The 23,300-nt window shown below is 61.5% G+C and carries 25 protein-coding genes; 6 read left to right on the top strand and 19 right to left on the bottom strand.

Annotation, left to right across the window (positions count from 1 at the left end):
* Positions 1–80: 80 nt before the first annotated feature.
* The 13 genes from M653_RS0115540 to rpoZ form a co-directional block, all read right to left on the bottom strand.
* Positions 81–599 carry a PaaI family thioesterase gene (locus M653_RS0115540; protein ID WP_027144181.1) on the bottom strand — a complete coding sequence of 173 codons (519 nt, stop codon included), beginning with the start codon at positions 597–599 and terminating at the stop codon, positions 81–83.
* Positions 596–1,372 carry a DNA repair protein RecO gene (gene recO, locus M653_RS0115545; RefSeq protein WP_027144182.1) on the bottom strand — a complete coding sequence of 259 codons (777 nt, stop codon included), beginning with the start codon at positions 1,370–1,372 and terminating at the stop codon, positions 596–598. Before recO ends, M653_RS0115540 begins: the two co-directional genes overlap by 4 nt.
* Positions 1,373–1,503: 131 nt before the next feature.
* A complete protein-coding gene (locus M653_RS0115550; RefSeq protein WP_027144183.1) occupies positions 1,504–2,682 on the bottom strand; it encodes a porin in 1,179 nt (392 codons plus the stop codon).
* A gap of 511 nt (positions 2,683–3,193) precedes the next feature.
* Positions 3,194–4,084 (bottom strand): aminoglycoside phosphotransferase family protein, encoded by an 891-nt coding sequence (locus tag M653_RS0115555; RefSeq protein WP_027144184.1) that lies wholly within the window; start codon positions 4,082–4,084, stop codon positions 3,194–3,196.
* Between the two features lie 40 nt (positions 4,085–4,124).
* Entirely contained in the window at positions 4,125–5,045 is a 921-nt protein-coding gene (gene era, locus M653_RS0115560; protein WP_027144185.1) for a GTPase Era, read from the bottom strand.
* Positions 5,042–5,767: a ribonuclease III gene (gene rnc / locus M653_RS0115565; RefSeq protein WP_027144186.1), complete on the bottom strand. Its 726-nt coding sequence runs from the start codon at positions 5,765–5,767 to the stop codon at positions 5,042–5,044. Before rnc ends, era begins: the two co-directional genes overlap by 4 nt.
* 4 nt (positions 5,768–5,771) lie before the next feature.
* Complete coding sequence (gene lepB, locus M653_RS0115570) at positions 5,772–6,521, bottom strand: signal peptidase I (RefSeq protein ID WP_027144187.1); 750 nt, start codon at positions 6,519–6,521, stop codon at positions 5,772–5,774.
* Positions 6,522–6,598: 77 nt separating this feature from the next.
* The gene (gene acpS, locus M653_RS0115575; protein ID WP_015318576.1) at positions 6,599–7,012 is read right to left on the bottom strand and encodes a holo-ACP synthase; all 414 of its coding nucleotides are present in this window, start codon (positions 7,010–7,012) and stop codon (positions 6,599–6,601) included.
* Positions 7,009–7,608: a DUF2062 domain-containing protein gene (locus M653_RS0115580; protein WP_027144188.1), complete on the bottom strand. Its 600-nt coding sequence runs from the start codon at positions 7,606–7,608 to the stop codon at positions 7,009–7,011. Before M653_RS0115580 ends, acpS begins: the two co-directional genes overlap by 4 nt.
* Positions 7,609–7,870: 262 nt before the next feature.
* On the bottom strand, positions 7,871–8,251 hold the full coding sequence (locus M653_RS0115590; protein WP_027144189.1) for a VOC family protein: 381 nt from the start codon (positions 8,249–8,251) through the stop codon (positions 7,871–7,873).
* A gap of 10 nt (positions 8,252–8,261) precedes the next feature.
* Entirely contained in the window at positions 8,262–8,840 is a 579-nt protein-coding gene (gene pyrE / locus M653_RS0115595; RefSeq protein WP_027144190.1) for an orotate phosphoribosyltransferase, read from the bottom strand.
* Positions 8,841–8,864: 24 nt separating this feature from the next.
* Positions 8,865–11,093: a bifunctional (p)ppGpp synthetase/guanosine-3',5'-bis(diphosphate) 3'-pyrophosphohydrolase gene (locus tag M653_RS0115600; protein ID WP_027144191.1), complete on the bottom strand. Its 2,229-nt coding sequence runs from the start codon at positions 11,091–11,093 to the stop codon at positions 8,865–8,867.
* Positions 11,094–11,351: 258 nt separating this feature from the next.
* Positions 11,352–11,753, bottom strand: a complete 402-nt coding sequence (gene rpoZ / locus M653_RS0115605; RefSeq protein ID WP_027144192.1) for a DNA-directed RNA polymerase subunit omega — start codon at positions 11,751–11,753, stop codon at positions 11,352–11,354.
* 282 nt (positions 11,754–12,035) lie between these two features.
* On the opposite strand from rpoZ, the gene M653_RS0115610 reads away from it, so the two are divergent.
* Complete coding sequence (locus M653_RS0115610; RefSeq protein ID WP_027144193.1) at positions 12,036–12,617, top strand: NYN domain-containing protein; 582 nt, start codon at positions 12,036–12,038, stop codon at positions 12,615–12,617.
* Between the two features lie 11 nt (positions 12,618–12,628).
* Positions 12,629–13,285: a uracil-DNA glycosylase gene (locus tag M653_RS0115615; RefSeq protein WP_027144194.1), complete on the top strand. Its 657-nt coding sequence runs from the start codon at positions 12,629–12,631 to the stop codon at positions 13,283–13,285.
* Between the two features lie 32 nt (positions 13,286–13,317).
* Here M653_RS0115615 and M653_RS0115620 read toward each other — a convergent pair whose 3' ends face one another.
* The gene (locus M653_RS0115620) at positions 13,318–13,791 is read right to left on the bottom strand and encodes an Lrp/AsnC ligand binding domain-containing protein (protein ID WP_027144195.1); all 474 of its coding nucleotides are present in this window, start codon (positions 13,789–13,791) and stop codon (positions 13,318–13,320) included.
* Positions 13,792–13,938: 147 nt separating this feature from the next.
* Between M653_RS0115620 and M653_RS1000000137665 the strand changes: the two genes are divergently transcribed.
* Both M653_RS1000000137665 and M653_RS1000000137670 read left to right on the top strand, forming a co-directional pair.
* A complete protein-coding gene (locus tag M653_RS1000000137665) occupies positions 13,939–14,223 on the top strand; it encodes a hypothetical protein (RefSeq protein WP_245262147.1) in 285 nt (94 codons plus the stop codon).
* A 47-nt stretch (positions 14,224–14,270) separates the two neighbouring features.
* The gene (locus tag M653_RS1000000137670) at positions 14,271–14,861 is read left to right on the top strand and encodes a DMT family transporter (protein WP_245262148.1); all 591 of its coding nucleotides are present in this window, start codon (positions 14,271–14,273) and stop codon (positions 14,859–14,861) included.
* Between the two features lie 61 nt (positions 14,862–14,922).
* On the opposite strand, the gene M653_RS0115630 is transcribed toward M653_RS1000000137670, so the two are convergent.
* From M653_RS0115630 to dapA, 3 genes are all read right to left on the bottom strand, one after another.
* Positions 14,923–15,633 carry a GH25 family lysozyme gene (locus M653_RS0115630; RefSeq protein WP_027144196.1) on the bottom strand — a complete coding sequence of 237 codons (711 nt, stop codon included), beginning with the start codon at positions 15,631–15,633 and terminating at the stop codon, positions 14,923–14,925.
* A 74-nt stretch (positions 15,634–15,707) separates the two neighbouring features.
* Complete coding sequence (gene smpB / locus M653_RS0115635) at positions 15,708–16,187, bottom strand: SsrA-binding protein SmpB (RefSeq protein WP_027144197.1); 480 nt, start codon at positions 16,185–16,187, stop codon at positions 15,708–15,710.
* A 247-nt stretch (positions 16,188–16,434) separates the two neighbouring features.
* Positions 16,435–17,316, bottom strand: coding sequence for a 4-hydroxy-tetrahydrodipicolinate synthase (gene dapA, locus M653_RS0115640; RefSeq protein ID WP_027144198.1), 882 nt, complete (start codon positions 17,314–17,316; stop codon positions 16,435–16,437).
* A gap of 350 nt (positions 17,317–17,666) precedes the next feature.
* On the opposite strand from dapA, the gene M653_RS0115645 reads away from it, so the two are divergent.
* Together M653_RS0115645 and M653_RS0115650 are read left to right on the top strand one after the other, a co-directional pair.
* Positions 17,667–19,697: a lytic transglycosylase domain-containing protein gene (locus tag M653_RS0115645; protein ID WP_027144199.1), complete on the top strand. Its 2,031-nt coding sequence runs from the start codon at positions 17,667–17,669 to the stop codon at positions 19,695–19,697.
* A gap of 108 nt (positions 19,698–19,805) precedes the next feature.
* Entirely contained in the window at positions 19,806–20,705 is a 900-nt protein-coding gene (locus M653_RS0115650; protein WP_027144200.1) for an alpha/beta hydrolase, read from the top strand.
* Positions 20,706–20,763: 58 nt separating this feature from the next.
* Here M653_RS0115650 and M653_RS0115655 read toward each other — a convergent pair whose 3' ends face one another.
* Positions 20,764–21,840: a site-specific integrase gene (locus M653_RS0115655; protein ID WP_027144201.1), complete on the bottom strand. Its 1,077-nt coding sequence runs from the start codon at positions 21,838–21,840 to the stop codon at positions 20,764–20,766.
* A gap of 244 nt (positions 21,841–22,084) precedes the next feature.
* Entirely contained in the window at positions 22,085–23,182 is a 1,098-nt protein-coding gene (locus M653_RS0115660; RefSeq protein ID WP_027144202.1) for a porin, read from the bottom strand.
* Between the last annotated feature and the right edge of the window lie 118 nt (positions 23,183–23,300).

Genomic DNA, 23,300 nt, shown 5'->3' on the forward strand with positions numbered 1-23,300 from the left:
CGGTTCCCCCAAACCAGGCCAGTTTTCACTGACGTTTCGTCTCATTGACATTCAAATGCGGCGGCCAAACGGCTGAAAACTCAACGTGCCGCCAGATTGGCGGCTGGAAATATCGAACATGTCTCGGTGCCGAAAGCCAGCAGTTTGCCGCTGGCGTCCTTCAGCGTCGCTTCCGAAACGGCAAGCGTGCGGCCCTTGTGGACCACCTTGCCTTCGCAGACGACCTCGCCGGTCCTGGGCGTTATCGGCCGCGTGAGGTTCACCTTGAACTCCGCCGTCGTGTAGGCCTCACCCTTGTCGAGCAGTGACTGCACGGCGCAGGCCAACGCCGAATCGAGCAGCGTCGCCGCCCAGCCGCCATGAACGCCACCCAGCGGGTTGAGGTGACGTTCGTTCGGCACGCCGCGGAATACGGCGCGACCTTCCGATACTTCGGTCAACGCGAAGCTGAGCTGGAAGGAGATCGGCGGTGCCGGATATTTGCCGTCGATGATTCGCTGAAGCAATTCCAGGCCGGTGTATTTCAGGATGTCGGCGTGAGGAATGGTGCCGAGGCCGAGCGGCGAGACACGGCCTGGATAGAGTTCGACTTCGCTCATCTGATGATTTCTCTGGCCGCGATCTCTCCGGCGATGGGCTTGTGCGTTGCGTGGTGCTTGCGCAACGCTGCAAGAAATCCGGCGCGCGCGTCGGGCTGATCGATGCCGCGCGGCTCGTAGACATGGCGGGTGAAGAAGAAACCGGTCAAGCGGAAGGCGTCCGCGATCGCCGCATGATTCGCGCCCATGCCGGAACCGCGCTGCAGAAATGCAGGCAGCACCAGCATCTTGTCGTGCCATGGTGCTCCGGCTTCACGCGACACCGCGCGCCCCGATTTCGGCGAGACATAAGCAAGGTCCTGTTTGGTGCCGGTGGCGGCGCATTGGCTGAGATCGAGGCCAAAGCCGAGTTCATCGAGGATCAGCAGTTCGAAACGCGCCACCAGCTCGCCGGCGGCGTCGGCATCGTCCAGGTGGACGATCATCACCGAAAGCGCCTCGTAAAGGCCCCCATGGGCATCACGCTCGGGCAGCAGGCGCAGATGCGCCGCCATCGTCTGAAGGCCGTAGACGGCGATGGCACTGTCCATCAGCCGGGCGGCGTTCATCTCGATCGCTTCGGCCTGGAAGGTACCCAGATGCTCGTCGAGGCGCGCGCGCCACAAGAGATCTACGCGATTGCCGGGCTGGAGAACGGGTTGCAGCTTGCGCGAGCGGCCGCCACGCACGAGGCCGAGATGACGGCCATGGGCACGCGTCATCACCTCGAGAATGGCGCTGGTTTCGCCATGCTTGCGGGTGCCGAGAATGATTCCCTCGTCGCGCCATTCCATATCACGAGCTTTTCACCGATCGGGTGGCAAAATCAAGGTATGGGCCTGAGCGCCTGGGCCGTCTCCCGCAACAACGCATAAAAAAGCCGCCCGCAGCGATGTGCTGCGGGCGGTTGATGAGGTCAGTCGATTTAGAAGCTGCGCTGGAAACGGACGATGCCGCCGACGCTGTCCTTCTTGTCGGCCTTGGACCAGTTGCCGTAGATGGAGGGATTGCCGAAATTGCCGTAGTGATCCCAGTCGACTTCGGTCGTGATCGTGAAGCCCGGGACGATCGTGTAGGCGACGTTCGCGGCAAGAGCGTAGTTCTTGTCGTCGTCAGCCGAAGCCTGGACGTTGAACGAGGTCTTCTCGTTGAACTTGTAGGTACCGCCGCCCCAGACAGCCCAGTTGCCGCCCCACGGCTTGTACTGGCCACGGCCATGTGCGTCGATGGCATTGTGGGCGTCGTCCGTGAGGTTGTCGTCGGTGCCGTAGCCGCCCATGATGAACAGCGACAGTTCCTTGCTGACGTTGACGTCCAAGCGAACCTTGCCGGCCACTTCCTCGTAGTTGCTGTCATAAGCGACGACGCCGGTGATCGCACCCCAGTCGCCCTTATACTTCAAGCCGCCGACGACATGCGGAACATAGCTGTCGATCGTGTTAGCACCGGTGCCTTCTTCGAGCGAGACCACACCCGTGAAGCCGCTGCCAGCGTCGAAGTAGTACTGGACGACGTTGGTGTCCTTGATGCCATACGGGATGATCGTGTCCTGAATGACATTGCCGGCGTAACCGATGAACTGGTCGTATGCCGTCTCGTCCTTACCGACGCGCAGGCCACCGAGCTGGATCCAGGCGAAATTCAGCGAAGTCTTGCTGGTTCCGTCTGCCTTGGTATTGCCAGCCTGCCAGCCAGTGCTTGCGCTTCCATCATAGTCGCCAGAGGAGTTGCCGAACTGGAAGCGGGTCTCGGTGAAGGTCTTCAGCGTGCCGAGCTCGGTTTCCTGGCCGGTATAGGTCCGCAGCGTGAAGCGCATATTTTTGTAGTAGGTGTCGTGGTTTCCGCCGTCCATGTGATCGCGAACGTTGTTGACGCCATCAAACGTGCCGGAATCGCCGACGCCAATGTCGTAGCGGAGATAGCCGCCGATGCGCAGGCAGGTTTCGGTGCCCGGGATGTAGAAATAGCCGGCGCCGTAGACGTCACAGATCTTGACGTATTCGGCCGGTTCCGGTTCGGCGACGACGACAGGGTCCGCGGCGCGTGCGCCGGACACCGCGATCAGTGCCGCGGCTGAGCCGAGAAGAAGGCTCTTGATGTTCATTTTCTGACCTCTCCAGTCAAGTTATTAAAATGGCTTCCGAATTGTGGCTGGCGGATATGTTTTCCCGCCTCACCCCCACAATGAAAAAAGGCTCGCATCGCGTCCCCTTTTCGCGGCGAACATACCCACCAATCTTCCGCCTTCAATGACAATTCCGCAAATATGCTGGATTCACGCCACAGATTAAATCTGTGTTGCACAAATAACACTGACCGAGTCAGGTCAATTTTCAAATCGGCACAAATGGCACATCGTCATTTTTATGTAATAATCCCGGATTTCTTTTACTTTAGACTCCAATATTCCAGTTTATTCCACTATTTTCAAGTCAATCGCGCACGTTGTCTAACAAATGTCGAATATGTTATTTTTTAAACATCAGATTCTCAAGTCAAATCTGGCCAATTTCTTGAGCGCTCAACCGACGATAGAGGCCCATGCGAAAGCTGCCGGGACAGCAGTTTTTTTTGATCCATCAGCGCCGCCCGATGACGGAGCCAGGCGTCTCGCCTCATGCCTGGCGCTTGCGATCGATCAGCACAGCATCGATCACTCGCCACGATTCTTCGATCTCGGCCGAGGCCACGTCTATGTGCCCGGCGGCGGTGATCAATGCCTTCCATAGCGCCCAGCCGCGCCCGCGCGCCCAGGTCGCTTCATCTGCCGCGAGGCAGGCGCGAAACGTGTCCCGGCTTTCGCCTTCGAACAGCGTCCAGGCAATTGCCAGATCGCAGGATGGATCGCCGACACCGGAGGTGCCGAAATCGATCACGGCGCTCAACCTGCCCTTTTCGACCAGGAGGTTGCCCCGGCTGACATCGCCATGGAACCAGACGGGCGGACTTTCCCAGGCCGCGGCAAGAGCTATCTCCCAGACGGCGGTGGCGGCGCCGGCATCGATGCGGTTGCCGAGCGCCGAGATCGCTTGCCTTGTCTCGCCGTCATAGACCGTCAGCGGTCCGCCGCGAAAGAAATTGTGCTGCCCAGGCGCGGGCCCATCGGTCGCGTCCACCTGTTTCAACGCAACCAGGAACCGAGCCAGGTCCGCCGCGAATTCCGACAGATTTGCGATACGTTCCCGTTTCGCGATCTCGCCCTCGATCCAGCCATAGACTGACCAATGCCAGGGATAGCCCTCGGCCGGAACGCCCATCGCCAGCGGTACGGGAATGGGCAGTGGCAGCAGCGGCGCCAATCTCGGCAGCCAGCGATGTTCCTTTTCCACTTGCAGGGCGTAGGCGGCGGCGCTCGGCAACCGCACGGTCATCTCGTCGCCGAGATGAAAGGTCCTGTTGTCCCAGCCGCCAAAATCAACCGGCCTGACCGCAAGATTCTTCCAACGCGGGAATTGCGCGGCAATCAGCCGGCGCACCAAGGCGGCATCGATCGCTACCTCAAGCATGATCTTTCCCGAAAACGGCGCTCACTTCTCGGGATCACGCCTAATGCGGAAACTCCAACCCCATCTCGCGATAGCGCTCGGGGTCGTCGCCCCAATTCTCGCGCACTTTCACGAACAGGAACAGGTGCACCTTCTGCTCCAATATGCCTGATATTTCCATCCGCGCGGCCTGCCCGATGGCGCGGATGGTCTCGCCCTTGTGGCCGAGCACGATCTTCTTCTGGCTGTCGCGCTCGACAAAGATGGTCTGGTCGATGCGCACCGAACCGTCCTTCTTCTCTTCCCATTTCTCGGTCTCGATATGCGAGGAATAGGGTAGTTCCTGATGCAGCCTGAGATAGAGCTTCTCGCGGGTGATCTCGGCCGCCAGCTGGCGCATAGGCAGGTCGGAAATCTGATCTTCCGGGTAGTACCACGGGCCGGCCGGCAGCGCCTGGGCCAGGTAGTCGAGCAGGTCCTTGCAGCCGGAGCCGGTCAGCGCCGAGACCATGAAGGTGCGCTGGAACGGTACTTTCTCGTTCGCTGCCGCGGACAGGGCGAGCAGCGCCTCATGCTTCACCCGATCGACCTTGTTGAGGATCAGCACCATCGGCTGGCGCACATCCTTCAGCCGTTCGAGGATCGCATCGGCGTCGCCCCTGATGCCGCGCTCGGCGTCGATCAGCAGCAGCACGATATCGGCATCCTTGGCGCCGCCCCAGGCGGTGGTCACCATCGCGGTGTCCAGCCGCCGCTTGGGCTTGAAGATGCCCGGTGTGTCGACAAAGACGATCTGCGCGTTGTCGTGCGTGGCGATACCGCGCACGATGGCGCGTGTCGTCTGCACCTTATGGGTGACGATCGAGACCTTGGCGCCGACCAGTTGGTTGACCAGCGTCGACTTGCCGGCATTGGGCGCGCCGATCAGCGCGACGAAGCCGGAATGCGTGACTGGAGCGGCTGCGGTGTCTTCGGCGGTCATGCCGCACTCCCTTCATGAACCCAGACGCCCTCCCGAACCAGAAGGGCAGCAGCGGCGGCCTGTTCGGCCTCGCGCTTGGAGCGGCCGCTGCCGGTTGCCGGCTGAAACGCGCCGACCTTGACGCTGACGGTAAACAGCGGATCGTGATCGGGGCCTTCCCGGCCGTCGATCTGATAGGCGGGAACAGCACTCGCCGATTGATGCGCCCATTCCTGCAATTCGGTCTTGGCGTCGCGGCGCGCGGCACCCGAGGCCTGCGAACGCGGCTGCCAGTATTTATGGATGAACGCGCGGGCTGCTTCCAGACCACCATCGAGATACAGCACGGCGATCAGCGATTCCAGTGCGTCGGCGCGTAGGTTGACGCGCTTGCGTCCCTCGAGCCCGCGCACATCCGACCCGGCACGGATCAGGTCCGGCAGCCCGATATCTTCGGCGATGTCAGACAGCGCCTCGGCATTGACCAACGCATTGAGCCGCAGCGACAACTCCCCTTCCGCGGCATCGGGAAAGGCAGCCAACAGCATATCGGCGACAACAAGGCCAAGAACCCGGTCGCCGAGAAATTCGAACCGCTCATAATCGGCGCCCGCATTGGCGCCTCGCGCACTGGCATGGGTAAGCGCACGCTGCAGGCGCTGACGGTCGGCAAAGGCATGGCCCGTGCGTTCCGCAAGCGCTTCGGCGAGCGCATCGGCGGTCAACCTTTTTGGTGCCGCCATGACCCTAGTTGACGAAATGGAATAGGCGCGAGGCGCGCATCAGCGACGGCCATTTCCAGATTTCGAGCGGGCTTGCCTTGCCGGCGATCGAGAAGAAGACAAGGTTGGCGCGGCCGACCAGGTTCTCGGCCGGAACATAGCCGACGGTGAAGCGGCTGTCGGCGGAATTGTCCCTGTTGTCGCCCATCATGAAATAGTGGCCGGGAGGCACGTCGAATTCGCGGGTGTTGTCGCCAATCGAGTTCGGCGACAGGTCAAGCGTGTCGTAGCTGACGCCATCGGGCAGCGTCTCGCGATAGACATCGATCGGATAATCCTTTTCCGTGATGTCGGGATTGTCGATCTGGCCGGTCTTGACGCGCGGCACGCCGACGCCGTTGATGAAGACTTGGCCATCCTTCATCTGGATCTTGTCGCCGGGGAGACCAATGACGCGCTTGATGTAGTCGACGGACGGATCCGGCGGGAACTTGAACACCACCACGTCACCACGCTTGGGCTCGGAGCCCCAGATACGGCCCGAGAAAATGTCCGGTCCAAAAGGCAGCGAATAGCGTGAATAGCCGTAGGACCATTTGGTGACGAACAGATAGTCGCCTTCCAGAAGCGTCGGCCGCATGGAGCCCGACGGGATCGAGAACGGCTGGAACAGCAGCGTGCGAATGACCAGGGCGAGCAAAAGCGCCTGGACGATGACGCTGACGGTTTCGCCAAGCCCGCCGGATTTCTTCTGGGATTTTTCAGCCACGCTCATGTCGTCCTCGATGTGCGTTGGATGGTATAGAGTCTCGGCGCGCGCTGGGCAACGTCAATGCCGGTCGTCAGATGCAATCAATGTGGCGCTTCTTCGACCGGTAGCGCTTCTATGATCACAAAGGCTTGAGCGAGCGGGAAATCATCCGTGATGGTGAGGTGGATCGCTGCCCGATGACCTTGCGGCAGGATCTTCTCCAGCCGCGCCAGCGCTCCGCCGGTCAGCGCCATCGTCGGCGCACCGCTGGGCAGGTTGACGACACCCATGTCACGCCAGAAGACCCCTTGCGCCAGACCGGTGCCCAGTGCCTTGGCGCAAGCCTCCTTGGCGGCAAAGCGCTTGGCGTAGGACGCCGCGCGGGCGCGCCGGTTCTCCGAACGCGCCTGCTCCACCTCGGTGTAGATCCTCTGGATGAAGCGCTGGCCATGACGCTCAAGCGATTTCTCGATGCGTGTGATGTCGATCAGGTCGCTGCCGATGCCAATGATCATTGGGTGGCGGAACCGATGCTTCCGCCGGGATGAGGCGAATGCTCACGGCGTTTCGCGCGCTCTGCCAGCCGCTTGCGCCTCTGTTCGCGGAAGACATTCATGCCCCAGCGCGTGATGCCGTAGAACACCAGGCCGAACACGAGCCCGAGCGGCACCGCCCCGATCAGCATAGGCTCCAGTACGGGATGCCATAGTTTGGCGAAGGAAAGCTTGTGCATCATTTCGCCCAGATGCGCAGGCGGGCCATGCGTAGGCAGGCGATCGTGCAAGATGAGCTTGCCGGTTTCCCAGGACGCGCCCCACAAGAGCGGAAAGGTCAGCGGATTGCCGAAAAACACGGCTCCGAGAGCTGCTGCCACCAGATTGCCGGCGATCACCCAACACAGAACGGCGGCGATGATGAAGTGGAAACCGACGGGGAAGAACGAAGCAAAAACACCTGCCGCGACGCCCGCCGCCACCGCATGCGGGGTGGCCTTCAGCCGCAGGATGCGCTTGGAGAAATATTGAAGCGAGCGCGAAAACGAACGGCGCGGCCACAGATAGGTGCGCACCCGCTCGAAAAGACCATCAGGTTTGCGGCGACGAAAAAGCACTCTCTTCCTATTCCCGACAATTCACAGCTTACACGCCCGCTGTTTCCAGCCGGGCTTCGACCACCACATCCTGCGCTTTACGGTCGCCAGAAGGCAATCGCGACTTTGATATAGCCATCCGCAACCCCGACAACAACTGGAGGCCGTCCGCGCAGCGGCCGCACCGCCAAATTCGGGTAAGGTCCGTCTCCTCCAACATCGGAGAATCGCGGCGAATTTGAGAAGTGGTTTCGGCTAATTGTCGCAGCCAATGATCGATATGCTACCGCGGGTACTGGCTGACTTCGACAAGGTTGCCATCCGGATCGCGGAAGTAGACCGACATCATCGGCCCCTGCGCACCGATGCGTTCGACCGGCCCGAGTTCCACCACTACGTGATTGGCTTCGAGGCCGGCAAGGAATTCATCGAGCGGGCGGTCGGTGATCAGGCAGAAGTCACCGGATCCGGGCGTCTGCGACTTCGCCTTCGGCTCGAAGGTGCGGCTGATCTCGTGGACATTGATCTTCTGGTTGCCGAAGGCAAGTGCCGTCGGCCGGCCCGGCGTGTCGACGCGTTCGAAGCCCAGCACGCGCTGATAAAAGGCGCAGGTCGCGTCGAGCGACACCACCGTCAGCACGAAATGATCGATACCGACGATCAATGCGACCTCCTCAGATGTTGCGGCTGCCCGGCTTGATGGCCGGGATGGCGGCAAGCTCCGGCGGCAATCTGTCCGGCGGATAGGCTGGGACCTCATATTCGGCAAGCGCGATCAGCGGCACGCCGACATGGGTCTTGCCGGCCGATCGGTCGATGATGCAGGCGGCCGCGACCACCTCTGCACCAAGGACGCGCAGGCAATCGATGGTTTCGCGGATCGACAATCCGGTGGTGACGATGTCCTCGACGATGACGACGCGCGCGCCTCGGTCAATCTCGAAGCGCCGCAGGCGGAACTCGCCCCCTTCCCGCTCCACCCAGATCGCCGGCACGCCAAGGTGGCGCGAAGTTTCGTAAGCCGGGATCAGCCCGCCGATCGCCGGCCCGACGATATAGTCGAGCTTGCCTGGGATCGCGGCGCGGATCTTCTCGGCCAGCGCCTTGCACAGCCGCTCGGTCTTGTCGGCATGCATGAACACCCGTGCCTTCTGCAGGAAGACTGGACTGCGCAGGCCCGACGTCAGGATGAAATGACCCTCCAGAACAGCGCCAGCCTCACGGAATATGCCCAGCACTTCGTCGGTATTCATCTCGTCCCCCATGGTCGGCTATCGCTAGCCATTGACGCGCCGCGCATCGCTGACGCTCGAATTGTCCTTGAGCTGCGACAGCAGCCGGTTGAGATGCTTCAGGTCCCAGACTTCGAGATCGATCAGCATTTCGGTGAAATCGGGCGCGGTGCGCACCATCGACAGCGTATGGATGTTGGCGTCGTTGGAGGCAACGACCTGGGCGATGTCGGCAAGCGAGCCCGGCGCGTTGATGGCGGTGACCGAGACGCGCGCGGGAAACCGTTCCTTGGTGCGTTCGTCGATGTCCCAACGTACGTCGATCCAGCGCTCCGGCTGGTCATCGAAAGCCTGCAGCGCCGGCGACTGGATCGGGTAAATGGTGATGCCGGTGCCCGGCTGGACGATGCCGACGATACGGTCGCCAGGGACCGCGCCTTCCGGCGCGAAGCGCACCGGCAGATCGCCGCGCACACCACGGATCGGCACCGCGCCGGCGCCTGGCTGGTCCTTGTCCTTGCGCGCGGCCCGGCCCGGAATCTGGAACAGCATGCCGGCGGCGTTGCGGATCTTCGACCAGCCCTCCTCGCGCTGTTTGGGAGCCGCGGGGGTGACGCGCTCGTCCTTGTAGTCAGGGAAGACCGCCTTCATGACATCGGTGGAAGCCAGTTCGCCGCGACCGACGGATGCCAGCACATCCTCGATGTCCTTGCGCGCCAACCGGTGCAGGACGGGCTTCAGGCTTTCCTTGGTGAAGGTCTTGCCGGCTCGTTCGAAGGCACGCTCCAGGATACGCGCGCCAAGGCCGGAATACTGCTTGCGGATCGCATTCTTGGTAGCGCGGCGGATGGCGGCGCGCGCCTTGCCGGTGACGACGACCGATTCCCACGCGGCCGGCGGCACCTGCGCCTTGGAGCGGATGATCTCGACCTCGTCGCCATTCTTCAGTTCCGTCATCAGCGGCATGATGCGGCCGTTGACCTTGGCGCCGACGCAGGTATCGCCGACATCGGTGTGGACGGCATAGGCGAAATCGATCGGCGTGGCTCCGCGCGGCAAGGCAATCAGCATGCCCTTCGGCGTGAAGCAGAACACCTGGTCCTGGAACAGCTCCAGCTTGGTGTTCTCGAGGAAATCTTCCGGGTTGTCGCCCTCTGCCAGCTGCTCGATGGTGCGCCGCAGCCAGGCATAGGCATTGGTCTCCTTCGAGATCGCGTGCACGGCGCCGTTCGTCTTGCCGCCAGTGTCCTTGTAGATCGAATGGGCGGCGACGCCATATTCAGCGATCTTGTTCATCTCGCGGGTGCGGATCTGCAGCTCGACGCGCTGGCGCGAAGGACCGACGATGGTGGTGTGGATCGAACGGTAGTCGTTCTGTTTCGGCGTCGAGATATAATCCTTGAAACGGCCGGGCACCATCGACCAGGTGGTGTGGATGGCTCCCAGCGCGCGATAGCAGTCTTCGACAGAGTCGACCACGACGCGGAAGCCGAAAATGTCGGACAATTGCTCGAAGGACAGCGCCTTGGCCTCCATCTTGCGGAACACCGACCACGGCTTCTTCTGCCGGCTTTTGACGCCGGCCTTGATGGCGTGTTTCTCGAACAGGCCCGAAAGAGCCTTCTCGATCTCGGACAGCACATCCTTGTTGCGCTCGAAGATTTCGGCGAGCCGGGCGGTAACGGCGCGATAGGCTTCCGGATTGATGAAGCGGAAGGCTATCTCCTCCAGCTCCTCGCGCATGCCTTGCATGCCCATGCGCCCGGCCAAGGGCGCATAGATGTCCATCGTTTCCTCGGCGATGCGCAGGCGCTTGGCCTCCGGCATATGGTCGAGGGTGCGCATGTTGTGCAGGCGGTCGGCGAGCTTGACGAGGAGCACGCGGACATCTTCCGAGATCGCCAGCAGAAGCTTGCGCAGGTTTTCCGCCTGCTCCGCCTTCTTCGACACGAGGTCGAGCTTCTTCAGCTTGGTCAGGCCTTCGACCAGCTTGCCCATTTCTGGACCGAACAGCTCATCGATCTCGGCCCTGGTCGCCGTGGTGTCCTCGATGGTGTCGTGCAGCAGGGCGACGGCGATCGTGGCCTCATCCATATGCATTTCGGTGAGGATGGCTGCGACTTCGAGCGGATGCGAGAAATAGGGGTCGCCGGAAGCGCGCTTCTGGTGGCCATGCTTCTGCATGGCGTAGACGTAGGCCTTGTTGAGCAACGCCTCGTTGACGTCAGGCTTGTAGCGCTGGACGCGCTCGACAAGCTCATACTGACGCATCATGGGCGGAATCTCTCGGCGATGAAATGAATCATGCGCCGCACTGCTGTACGGCGCATGTCATAGATAGCCACGAAACCGCCGGGACGGAAGTGCCGGAAGATTGTTCCAGCCAATTCCAAAGGGCTTTTCAGAATTCGCTCAGCCGAGCCGGATAGCGTAGTTTTCGAGAACCGGAGCGGAGCGGACATTTGGGTCCGTGCGCACCGGAAGCGCAGAAAACTGCGCTAGGCGACCGGCTGGGTAGAATTATCAAAGCTCTTAGTAGTCGTCGCTCTTTTCCGGGGGAACCAGACCTTCGATGCCGGCCAGCAGGTCTTCCTCGGTCATGCGATCGAAGGTGACGTTGTCCTCGGTGTCGTCCGCGTCGGCGGCGGCAACGGCACCGCCAGTCTGGTCGGCGATCACTTCGCCATCGGCTTCGGGCTCGTCGACCTCGACATGCTTCTGCAGCGAATGGATCAGATCTTCCTTGAGATCGTCGGGCGACAGCGTCTCGTCGGCAATCTCGCGCAGCGCGATGACCGGGTTCTTGTCATTGTCGCGCGGCACGGTGATCTGCGCGCCTTGGCTGATCTGACGAGCGCGGTGGCCGGCCAGAAGCACCAGCTCGAAGCGGTTGTCGACCTTGTCGATGCAATCTTCAACGGTTACGCGGGCCATGGATTGCCCCTTTCATGCCTGGATGTAATGGAAAACAGGCGCGGTCCATAACCCGAACGGCGCCAAAATACAAGCATCATGGCAATGCGTGCCCACAGGGCAGCCCGCGTCCACGGTTCGGCGCCGCGATCACAATTGCTTGCAGTGCGCCACGTGCCCTTGGATTGCCACCAAACTGGCGTTATCTCGGTTGGTCCAAGGTCGGCCGGTTTATTATGGGCCTGACCGCTCGTCGCTACCGCATTTCGTTAGACGGCCGTTATTTCGAAAAGGACTATTTCCATGTTCGATCCCCGTGAAAAAATCGCCCTGTTCATCGACGGCGCCAATCTCTACGCCACCTCACGCGCGCTCGGGTTCGACATCGACTATCGCAAGCTTTTGGCGAGCTTCCACAAGCGCGGTTACCTGCTGCGCGCCTATTATTACACCGCACTGGTCGAGGACCAGGAATACTCCTCGATCCGGCCGCTGATCGACTGGCTCGACTATAACGGCTTCAAGGTGGTGACCAAGCCGGCCAAGGAATTCACCGACTCGACCGGCCGCCGCAAGATCAAGGGCAATATGGACATCGAGCTCACCGTCGATGCGCTGGAACTCGCCGACGTCGTCGACCACTATGTCATATTCTCCGGAGACGGCGATTTCCGCACGCTGGTCGAGGCGCTGCAACGGCGTGGCCGCAAGGTGTCGATCGTATCGACCATGGCCTCGCAGCCGCCGATGATCTCAGATGACCTGCGCCGCCAGGCGGACCATTTCATCGACCTGGCGACGCTGAAGAACGAAGTCGGCCGCGATCCCTCGGAGCGGCCCGTAAGGCGGCCCGAACCGGCTGAAGTCGATGAGGACGACTACTGAGGCCGGTCGACTTGACCACCCTCCCCGCTTCCGAACCCAGCCGCGACTGCCCACTCTGCCCGCGGTTGCATGATTTCATCGCCGAATGGCGGCAGCGCGAGCCGTCCTGGTTCAACGCGCCGGTGCCGACCTTCCTGCCATTGGGCGGCGAAGATACCGTCCGGCTTCTGATCGTCGGTCTGGCGCCTGGCTTGCGCGGCGCCAACCGCACCGGGCGTCCGTTCACCGGCGACTATGCCGGCGACCTGCTCTACTCGACGCTGATTGCCCACGGCTTCGCACGCGGCGAGTTCAAGGCGCGGCCCGATGATGGGCTGGAGCTCGTCGGCACGGCGATCACCAACGCGGTGCGCTGCGTGCCTCCGGAGAACAAGCCGGTGGGTGCAGAGATCGCCACCTGCCGGACATTTTTGGTGCCGACGATCGCTCGTTTTCCCAACCTGCGCGCCGTGCTGGCGCTGGGATCGATCGCGCACCAGTCGACCGTGCGGGCACTGGGCGGGCGCATCGCCGCCTACCCGTTCAAACATGGCGGGCAATTGCCGGCCGGCGGCATTACGCTGTTTTCGAGCTATCATTGCTCACGTTACAACACCAATACCGGCGTGTTGACCGAAGACATGTTCGTCAGGGTGTTCAGCGAGATCGAGGCATTCCTGAAGAATTGAGGATCGGACACCGGGCGGTATCCCGTGCCTGCTCACACCGGCAGCAGGGCATCCGGTTTCACGTCGCCGATGGATGCATAGGTATGCGTTTCCTTCACTCCCGGCAGCGGCAGGATGACGCGTTTGAGAAAGTCCTGATAGTCGGCCATCTCGGCAATGCGCGCCTTCACGAGATAGTCGAAGCCGCCGACGACCATGTGGCATTCCAGAACCTCGGGCGCCTTTGCGACCGCCTCTGCGAAGCGGTCAAAGATATGCGGGGCCGTGTGATCGAGCCGCACCTCGATGAAAACAAGCATGCCGCGGCCAATCTTTGCCGGATTGAGCACCGCTCTGACGGCTGTGATGAACCCGTCGCGAAACAGGCGCTTCACGCGCTGGCTGGCGCCGGTCGGCGACAGGCCGACGCGCGCGACCAGGTCAAGCGTGGTGCGGCGTCCATCTTCCTGCAGCAGTCGCAGAAGAGTGCGGTCGATGGCGTCCAGGTCGCCAGATTCAGAATTCACGTTCAAGCCACCTCTTTTGCGTGAATTACACTTGAAGTTGCGAAAAACAGCGTATTTCGTCGCGGCCATTTCGGCAATAGGCTGCGCTTCGTCGCGAGGTCGGGGCTATCTCCTCCTGGCGACAATGAATATGACGGCAGAACTGACATGGCGGACGTACGAGACACCGGAAACACAAGACTGGCGGTGATCGCCGGCCTCGTCATGATCGCCATCTATGCGGCGCAGTTCGTCGCCGCCCGCTTCAGCCTCAGGGAGCATCTGACGCCCACCGACATGGCCAGCCTGCGCTTTGCCGGTGCCGGCGTGGTGTTCCTGCCGATCGTCTGGTGGCGCGGCCTGGCGCCCCTGAAGGCGCTGGGCTGGCGACGTGGACTGACGTTGGCGGCACTGGCCGGTTTGCCCTACCCACTCATCATCAACTGGGCCTGACCTATGCGCCCGCCGCCCATGGCGCGGCACTTTGCCCGGCCTCGATCGTGTTCTTCTCATTCCTGCTGTCCTTGTTCAGGGAAAGTGCTTCGCGGCAGCGGGTCATCGGTGTCGTCACGATCATCGCTGGGCTGCTGCTGTTCATCGCGCCGGCGCGCAGCGGTGCCGGCGATGTCCTCTTCGGCGATCTGCTGTTCATCGGATCGGGCGCGATGTTTTCCGCCTATGCGGCTCTTGTGCAGCGATGGCGCGTCGAACCCGTCACCGCGACCGCGACCGTCGTGATCTTGTCGTGCCTGCCGCTGCCGCTTCTCTGCCTGTTTGCACCAAGCGGGCTTCATGCCGCCGCGGGCGCCGAAATCGCCAGCCAGATCGTCATTCAAGGTCTTCTCGCGGGCGCTGCCGCAATGTTCCTCTACACTTACATTGTCGACCGATTGGGCTCGCAGGCTGCATCGCTGTTCCTGCCGGGTGTGCCGATCGCCACCGTGATGGTCGGCATGATCGTTCTTGGCGAGACCCCGCTGGCGATCCAATGCGTGGCCATCGCCATCATGGCCGCCGGGATAGGTTATTCGGCGACGGGTCGACGCGGCACCAGGGAAAATCTGGCTGTCCCGACATCAGTTGGATCGTGAATGGTTTCAGCGGCATGGCAGGCTTCTGAAGAACCGGCCGGCATCGGATCGGGTCTGTCCGTCAAAGTGCGGAGGCAAGCAGCGCCGCCAGTTTCTCCGGCCCACCCTGCAAAACGTTCAGGTCGACGTCCCCCTCTATGCCGTCCACGCGCCCCATGTTGTGGTACTGCCAGTAAATCCAGTCACGGCGGTCCGGCTCCATGAGCAGCGAGCGCAGCCAGAGTGGGCGAGCGGCGATTTGCCCGGCATAGGCAGCCTCGGCTTCATCCGTCAGATAGATGATCGCCGGCTTGCCGAAGGCAGCCTCGACGGGTCCGAGGAAAGCCTCCAGTTCGGCATTCAGTTGCTCGGGCGACAGGCGCTGCGGACAGTTGCCCCCGAACTCGATGTCGACCACCGGCGGCAGCGATGGCTGATCGTGCGGCACCACCGAGATAAAATTCCTGGCCTGGTCGGCGCCCGGCCGGCAGAAGGTGAAGAAATGATAGGCGCCGACGGCGAGCCCGGCGGCGCGGGCCTCGCGCAGATTGCCGGCGAAGGCATTATCGACATGGTCGCCGCCTTCAGTCGCCTTGATGACGGCGAAAGCCACATCATCGGCGGCAACACGCCGCCAGTCGATCTTGCCCTGATGATGGGAGACGTCGATGCCCCGGACCGGATATTCGCCTCGGTCGGGGGAGTAGGTGTGGAAATAGACCACGGCGCCCACCACAACGACGCATGCCAAGGCAAGACTGGCCACGCCCCGGAGAACAATCCGCTTCTTCAAGACCATCCCCTGTAGGGCTTGCCGTTGTTCGACCTTGAAGCCCGATCGTTGGCTTTTTTCAGGCTGTCACCTGATCACCCACGTTCCTTGAGCAGCCGCCCCTTTTCGCGCGACCAGTCGCGTTGCTTCTCGGTCTCGCGCTTGTCATGCAGTTTCTTGCCGCGGCCAACTGCAAGCAGCAGCTTGGCGCGCCCTTGGTCGTTGAAATAGATTTTCAGCGGCACCAGCGTCATGCCTTCCCGATCGACGCTCTGCGATAGTTTTGCCATCTCGCGCTTGTTGAGCAGCAGTTTGCGGCGCCGGCGCGGCTCGTGGTTGAAGCGATTGGCCTGCAGGTATTCCGGCAGATAGGAATTGATCAGCCAGATCTCGCCGCCTTCGACCGAGGCATAGCTGTCCTGGATGTTGGCCTGGCCCTGGCGCAGCGACTTGACCTCGGTTCCGGTCAGCACCAGGCCTGTCTCGATCGTGTCGAGCACTTCATAGGAAAACCGCGCCTTGCGGTTTTCCGCAACGGTCTTGTTGTTGGGATCGGCTTTTCTGACTTGGTTCATAACGTCTAGAATCCGTTTCGAAACTCGCTCCTGCGAGTCAGATGATGGTGCTACTAGAGCGCCGCGCGTTTTTTAACGCGCAAGGGACGCTCTAGAAATCCGACTTTGCGCATGGTCCTTTCCGAAAGCGAAGTGCTTTCGGGGCCACGCGCGGAACCGGAGCGGAGCGTACATATAGTACGCGAGCACCGGAAGCGCAGGTGGCGCCTTCAGATGGCCGCAGGAGTAGAGTTTCCAAACGGACTCGTTAATTAATCAAGCCGGCGTGCTTCATGGCCGCATCGATCTTTTCGGCCGTCGACTGCTCGATGGTGACCAGCGGCGAACGCAGGACGTTCTCGACCTTGCCCAGCTTCGACAACGCGTATTTGGCGCCGGACACGCCGGGCTCGATGAAGATCGCCTTGTGCAGCGGCAGCAAGCGGTCCTGCAGTTCCAGCGCCTTGGCGCTGTCGCCGGAGAGCGTCGCTTCCTGAAACTCGGCGCACAGCCGCGGTGCAACGTTCGAGGTCACCGAAATGCAGCCGACGCCGCCATGCGCGTTGAAGCCGAGTGCTGAGGCATCCTCGCCGGAAAGCTGGATGAAATCCTTGCCGCAGGTCATGCGCTGCTCGGACACGCGCTCGACCTTGCCGGTCGCATCCTTGACGCCGACGATGTTCTTGAAGTCGTGCGCCAGCCGGCCCATCGTTTCCGGCGTCATGTCGATCACCGAGCGAGGCGGGATGTTGTAGATGATGATCGGCAGGCTGGTCGCCCTGGCGACGGCGGCGAAATGCTCGTACAGGCCGCGCTGCGTCGGCCTGTTGTAATAGGGCGTGACGACCAGGGCGGCATCGGCACCGGCCTTTTCGGCATATTGCACCAGACCTACCGCTTCCACGGTGTTATTGGAGCCAGCGCCGGCGACGACAGGCGCCCTGCCCTTGGCCACCTCGATGCAGACCTTGACGACATGGCGGTGCTCGTCATGCGACAGCGTCGGGGATTCGCCGGTGGTGCCTACCGGGACAAGGCCCGTGGTGCCTTCGCCAAGCTGCCATTCGACGAACGCGCGAAAGGCTTTCTCGTCGAAACGCCCGCTCTTTTCGAACGGTGTCACGAGCGCAGTAAGCGAGCCTCTCAGCATGTCGTCCAACTCCTTGGGACTTCTTGGTACACGCATGTCGTGGTCCCAAAACCGGTATCCACTTTTGGGCGACATGCACTTTGTCGGTTATGCATGTCGCTGCCCCAAAACCGGTATCCACTTTTGGGCGACATGCATCGGTGTTTTGTCGTGCGCGCCTTCTAACCGAAAGCGAAGCGGCGCACCATAGTCTCGACATTGTTGCGCGGCAAGCATTGCCATGGTGCCAGCAAGCGTAATTCGAACGGCCTCGATAACCCTTTGTTTACGAGCCCTTCATGACCTAAGCTTAGGCTTCAAGGCTTCTTCGCCCGCTGGTAAAATGCTGGATTAAGGAAAGACACGAAATCATGCCGCCCAGTCGGCCCCACCTGTTCGCGCTTCTTGGCGCCATCGCCGCGCTGGTGCCCGGCGTGGCGATCAGCGGCAGCGTCGATGTGCGGGTCACCTCGGCCATTCCGATGCCTGGTGTACAGGACAAGGCGCAACCGGACCCCTCACCGGCCGTCACGCTCCTGAAAAGCGGACTGGATGCGCTGGCGGCTGGCGATATTCCCGGCGCGCGCGGTGTGCGCGATGCGCTACCCGCACAATCGCTCGACCAGCACATATTGGCCTGGGCGATCGCGCTCTACGGGGGCGACAAGGTTCCGAGCGGCGACATCGCCACGGCCGCGAAGATGCTGCCCAACTGGCCGGGCACCGTTGCATTGCGCAAGAACAGCGAGCGCGCACTCTATCGCGAGAACCCGGCGGCGGATGTCGTCGTCAAGGCATTCGACGGCAGCCAGCCGCAGACAGTCGAAGGCGTGATGGTTCTCGCGCGCGCCTATGTGTCGTCGGGCAACGCCAAGGCGGCGCGATCGGTGCTGTCGCCGTTCTGGCGCACCGCGATCCTGGAAGCCAAGGACGAGACGGCTCTGATCAAGGAGTTCGGCAGCCTTGTTCCCGCCGCCGATCACCGTTTTCGCATGGAGCGCATGTTCTATGCCGACCGGGTGAATTCCGCCTTGCGTGTCGCCGGCCTCGCCGGCGCCCAGCAGCTTGCCGACGCCTGGGCGGCGGTCGACAAGGGCGACAAGAATGCTGCCAAACTATTGAAGACTGTGCCGGTGGCGCAACGCTCGGCCGGCTATTTCTTCGCGCAGGCCGAATATCTGCGCAAGCAGAAGGATTTTGCGGGCGCCGCGGCAATTGTCATGAAAGCGCCGGCAGACCGGGAATCCCTGGTCGATCCGGATGCCTGGTGGGTCGAACGCCGGGTGCTGTCGCGCGAATTGGTCGACCAGGGCGACATGAAGACCGCCTACAAAATAGTCGCCACGCATGCCGCCGAAAGCGCGGCCAATGCGGCGGAAGCCGAATTCCATGCCGGCTGGTATGCGCTGCGCGGCCTGAACGATCCCAAGCTCGCGGCGACGCATTTCGCGCGTATCGCCGACCTTGCCCAAGGGCCAATGACCCTGTCGCGCGCCTATTACTGGCTCGGCCGTGCGGCGGAAGTCGGTGGCCCCGGCAATGCCAAGGACTATCTTGGGCGTGCGGCGACCTACGGCACGACGTTTTACGGCCAGCTAGCCGCCGAACGCGTCGGCCGGCAGGCGCTCAACATCGTCTATCCCCAGCCCAGTGCCGCCGACCGGCAGAACTTTGCCGGCCGCGAGGCCGTCTCGGCCATCAAGCGCCTGCAAGAGGCAGGCTACGACCGTTATGCCGAAACGCTCTATCGCGACCTTGCCGGGCAGTTGACCAGCCCGGGTGAACTGGCGCTGCTCGCTGTCCTTGCCGAAAAGCAGGACAACCATTTCATGGCGCTGAAAATCGGCAAGATCGCCGGGGCGCGCGGCATCGATGTCGGCGCGCTGTCGCATCCGCTCGGCGTCATCCCCGATTCGGCCAATATTTCCGGTTCGGGCAAGGCACTGGCCTATGCGATCGCCCGCCAGGAAAGCGAATTCAATATCGGCGCCGTATCCAGTGCCGGCGCACGCGGACTGCTGCAGCTGATGCCGGGAACCGCCAAGCAATTGGCGAAGAAGGCCGGATTACAGTTTTCGCAGACCAGGCTGACTACCGACGCCGGCTACAATGCAACGCTTGGTTCGGCGTTCCTCGGCGAACAGCTCGATCGCTTCAATGGCTCGTACGTATTGACCTTCGCGGGCTACAATGCCGGCCCGACCCGAGCCAGCCAGTGGGTGGCGAAATACGGTGACCCGCGCGGCAAGGACATCGATGCGGTGGTGGACTGGATCGAGCGGATTCCCTACACGGAAACAAGAAGTTACGTGCAGCGCGTGATGGAGAATTACGAGGTCTACAAAATGCGCATTTCCGGCAAGTACGACATCGTCGGCGATCTCGTGAACGGGCGCAGCTGAGGCTCTTGCCCTCGCCTTGCGAGGAAAAGGAGGAGCCTTTCCCGTTTGACCCTCCGGCGCTCCGTCTGTAGCAGTCGTGGACGATCCTTCGGCTAAAGAGCCCGTCCCATGTCGAGCAATCCAGATTTCTCCGACTTCTTCTATGCGGCGCCGGATGGGCTGAGACTTCACGCGCGCGTCTATGGCGAAGCGAATTCCGCACATTGGCCGGTCGTCTGTCTGCCTGGCTTGACGCGTAACGCGCGGGATTTTCACGAGCTTGCGCTCCATCTCTCGACGCGATCCGCCCTTGCGCGTAAGGTCGTCGCTTTCGACTACCGCGGACGCGGGCAGTCGGCCTACGATCCCGATGTCAGCCACTATAATGTCGTCATCGAAGCCGGCGACGTCCTTGCCGGGCTGGCGGCGCTCGGCATCGAACAGGCGGCCTTCATCGGCACCTCGCGCGGCGGGCTGATCATCCATGTGCTTGGCGCGATGCAGCCGGCGGCGCTGAAAGCCATCGTGCTCAACGACATCGGGCCAGTGATCGAACCCGCGGGTCTCGCTCACATCCAGTCCTATCTCGAACGCGCACCGAAGCCGAAAACCCTCGCCGAGGCGATGGCTGCCCAGCGCAGCGTTCACGGCCAGGATTTTCCAGCGCTAACCGAGGGCAAGTGGGAACGAATGGTGCGCGCGATCTATCGCGAGACGAATCAAGGGCTGCTGCCCGATTTCGATTCGACGCTTGTCGACACAGTTGCCAATTTCGACCTGTCACAACCATTGCCGCCTCTCTGGCAGCAGTTCGATGCGTTGGCGGCCATACCACTGCTCGTCCTACGCGGCGCCAATTCTAGGCTATTGTCGCAGGAAACGCTGGAGGAGATGCGAAAGCGTCATCCCGGCACCAGGACAATCACCGTTCCAGATCAGGGCCACGCCCCCTTCCTGGAGACCGGCAATCTGCCCACCGACATCGCGCTCTTTCTAGATCAAGCAGAGGCGCGGAAAAACCCAAGATAAGCCCAAGACCAACCAAGGTCTTGGGCATCCATTACAATATAGGCCAGTCTTCGCCGGCCTACGTGGCTTTTGAGTTTTTCCGAAGCGCCTTCGGCGGCATCTTCTCCGCGCCGGTCTGTTTCCGCTCGGCCTTGCCGAGAGAAGGCGTGGTCACGGGACAGGAAAATACGGAGCCTTCGGAGTCGCTTGCCGGTCGCTCGCAGCGAGGCTTCTCCAGAACAACCACGCAGCCGTCGAGATCGTTGGTGGCCAGATGGGCATAACGCATGGTCATCGACAGCGTCTGATGACCGAGCCACATCTGCACGCGCCTGATGTCGATCCCGCCCTGGACGAGACGCGAAGCGCAGGTGTGGCGCAAGATATGCGGCACGACCTGGTCGTCGGCGCCAAGGCCGACTTCGGCCTTAGCATCGTTCCAGATTGCTCGGAACTGTGCCTGGCTGAGCTTGGTGAACGGGCCCTTGGGCCGGCGGCCCTCGGTGGCTGGCAGCCTGATCACCTCCTTGACCCGCTCGGTCATCGGAATGGTGCGGCTGCGGCCGGACTTGGTGATCCAGAAGGAGACGCGATGCTCCTGGATGTCGTTCCAGATCAACCCGAGCGCTTCGCCGAGGCGGCATCCGCTATCGACCAGGAAGACTGAAAGCCGGTAAGCATCCTCGCTGCGGCCCTTGATGGCTGCGAACAACCGTGCCTCTTCGTCCCTTTCAAGGAAACGAATCCGCCCCGCCCGCTCCTTCTGGCGGCGGAACTCGGGCAAGCTGTGGATATCCCCCATCTTATGAGCCTTGCGCAGCAGTTTGCTGAGGGCAGCCATCTTTCGATTGATGGTTGCGTTGCTGTTGCCGCGCTGGCGCAAGGTGCCGATAAGGTTATCCAGAGTGCTCTGATCAAAGGCACTGAAACGCTCCCCAAGGAGAATCTCATCTATTTCGCCGATGAAAGAGCTGACATTGTATTTATGCCGCCCATCATCCCAGAGTATGTCTCGATATGCTGAAAATAGATCTCCGACTCTATGCGACTTTACTTCTCGTATTTTGTTGTAGCTGTATCTTATTTTTGCAGTCTGAGAAGAAAATATCGCAAAATAATCAGAGGTCCCTCCCTCTTNAATCGCTTCGTTCGTCATTTTTTTACCACACCCCCCAGTGGATAGGTCAGCCCTATCCACTTGGACGTGTCCTTTCAAGAGCTTTTGTCTGACAAAACGATTTCATCCGCCAGGACGACGGATCCCACGAAACCGTTCCGCAGAACTTTATTCAGCTACCGATTCCCCCTTTTTCCTTCCATCTGCCCAAGCCCAGTCGCGAAACAAAACAGCCCGGGCGTCGAAGTGCCCGGGCTGGATTTCACCTGTAGAGAACCAGCCCTTAGAACGAGCGCTGGAAGCGGAGGATGCCGCCGAAGCCGTCGCTGTCAGCAGCGCGAACAACACCGTGGTCGCCCGTGAAGGCCTTACGATTGACGTAGTCGACTTCGCCGATGATCGTGAAACCAGGCACGATGTCGTAAGCGATATTCGCAGCCACACCCAGGCTCTTGCCTTCATCATAGGATACCTGCGCGTTGAACGAGGTCTTCTCGTTGAACTTGTAGGTGCCGCCTCCGAAGATGGCCCAATTGCCTTCCCAGTTCTTGAAGGAGTTGTGGTCGACATTGTCGTCCGTGCCGTAGTTGGCCATGACCCACAGCGACAGTTCGTTGGTGGCGTTCACGTCCAAGCGAACCTTGGCGCCCCACTCTTCCCACACGCTGTCATAGACGCCGGTCGCGCTGATCGCACCCCAGCCCTGCGTGTACTTCACGCCGCCGACGACATGCGGGACATAGCTGTCGACCGTGTTAACACCAGCACCGTCTTCGAGCGAGATCACCGCCGAGAAGCCGTTGCCGGCATCGAAATAGTACTGGACCACACCGGTATCGAAGTCGCCGCCGTAACCGACGAGCGAGTCGTCGATGACGTTGCCGGCGTAGCCGCTGAACGTCACCCAGGCGGACTCGTCTTTACCGACGCGGAAGCCGCCGAGCTGGACCCAAGCGAAGTTCAGCGAGACGCCCCTGCCGGCAGCCACTGCATAGTTGCCTTCACGCTGGGTCTCCCAGTTGAAGCGGGTCTCGGTGTAGGTCTTCAAGGTGCCGAGTTCGGTTTCCTGGCCGGTCCAGGTCTTCAGCGCGAAGCGAGAATGCTTGTAGTAGGTGTCGTTGAGCGAACCTGGATCGGAACGATCGTTGACGTCGGTAAGGCCGTTAACGTCGCCCGCGCCGATGTCGTAACGGACATAGCCGCCGATGCGCAGGCAGGTTTCGGTGCCGGGGATGTAGAAGTAGCCAGCGCCATAGACGTCGCAAATCTTGACGTATTCAGCGGGTTCCGGCTCGGCGACGACGACGGCGTCGGCGGCGCGCGCACCGGAAACTGCGATCAGGGCCGCAGCGGAGCCGAGAAGAAGGCTCTTGATGTTCATTTTCTGACCTCCAGTCAGAATCGAACGAATTGGCGGCTGGCAGAGCGATAGCCGGAATCGCCAGGACCAGGCAGCGTCAAATTATCTAATTGTTATTGCAGGGAAATCTTGGCATCGA

Source organism: Mesorhizobium sp. WSM3626 (assembly GCF_000513935.1).
GTDB classification, from domain to species: domain Bacteria; phylum Pseudomonadota; class Alphaproteobacteria; order Rhizobiales; family Rhizobiaceae; genus Mesorhizobium; species Mesorhizobium salmacidum.